The 1496-nt window shown below is 47.4% G+C and carries 1 pseudogene; it reads left to right on the top strand.

The features are described from left to right. Positions 1-897: pseudogene (locus AAAU26_RS02585) on the top strand (MobQ family relaxase); the annotation flags it as partial. Positions 898-1496: the final 599 nt, after the last annotated feature.

Genomic DNA, 1496 nt, shown 5'->3' with positions numbered 1-1496 from the left:
ACCGTCCATCTCGGCCCCGCTGCACACCAGATGGAAAAGCGTGGAGTGGAAACCTTTCTCGGCAACCTGAACCGGGATATTCGAGCCGCCAACAGCCTGATGCAGTCCATCCGCAGCGCAATTCGTGGGCTGCAACGCTGGATCGCAGATCTGAATGAAAAGAAGCAGCTTCTTCTGGACGCTCTGGAAAAGGCCAAAGAGCCAACGCTATCCGACCTGTTAGTGGATTATTTCAATCTTCGTGCCGAGCAGCGCAGCGATTGGTCTGGCAAGGCAAAACTGAAATGCACTGTCCGGGACTTTGAGGAAGTCAAACGGGCTGTGGACTACCTGAAAGCCCATTCCCTGAACACTGTTGAGGATTTGAACCAAGCCATTGACAGCTTAAACCAGACCGCCGCTCCTCTCCGCAAACAGTTGAAGCAGAACGAAAACCGTATGCGGGCAATCGCTCAGATCAAGGACGCTGCCGCCGTCCATGCCAAGCTGAAGCCCATCCATGACATTTTTATCAAGAAGAACTTCAAGCTGACCAAGGACGCTTACGCTGCCCAGCACAAGGAGGAACTGGACATCTTCAATAAAGCTGTCCGCACTCTGATGAAGCTGAACGGCAGTATTGCGGTGGATTTTTCGGCATTGGATGCCGAATTTTCTGCGCTGCAATCCAGCAGCGCAGAGTTTCGCACCCAACTGGAAACCTTGCAGCCGGACATCTCCGATCTGAAAAGTGTCCGCAAGTATATTGATATGGTGCTGAACAAGCAGCAGCTTTTCGCACCGGGCGGCAAGACCCCGGAAAAGGAATCGGTGCTGAAAAAGCTGGAGCAGTTTCAGCAGAAAAAGTCCCACCACAAAACGACTTCCACTCCCCCAAACCGCGAAGAATCGCTCTAAACGATCTTTCTGTCACCGATATGCTGTTGCAATCAGTGGCAGAAATACATAATTCGTTTTTGTTGGCTTTTGGCTATTCTCGTTGGCTAGTGAGTAAAGGCGCATTTTTAAGGTGGAAATTTTCTCCAACACCCCCCATTTTAGGCCACTTTTTCTGTTAATAGTAGAAACGCTTCTTTGAAGGCTAGTCATTTGTGACCTTTTTGTTAATTCTCAAAAAGATGGTTGTCTTTTGGTCTTTTTCGTCGGCTACCTATTGAGAGGACTTTTTCAAAGCCGGAGATTCGGTCTCAAGAATTACAATTCAATTACAAGTTTCTCACCAATGCTACGAAACAGGCGTTCTCGATGCCTACCAAGTGTAGGGCATCTTTTTCAAGACCACTTTCAACTTTAGGCACTGCCATTGTTGCAAAGTTCCGTCCTCCATCGGTCGCCCCATGGGTCAATGTTATTTTAATCAAACAGCCACCTCAACTATATTTTCCAAAAACTTTTCAACAAATTTCTTTTTCAGGCTATTTTTTGGCCGTTTTCGATGGCTCGTAAGTAGAGGGACAATTTTTCGGAAGCCTTAAATTCCGAAGATTTTCTATAAA

The organism is Faecalibacterium longum (assembly GCF_040094125.1).
GTDB lineage: Bacteria > Bacillota > Clostridia > Oscillospirales > Ruminococcaceae > Faecalibacterium > Faecalibacterium longum.
This window is presented reverse-complemented; position numbering and strand designations above follow the sequence as displayed.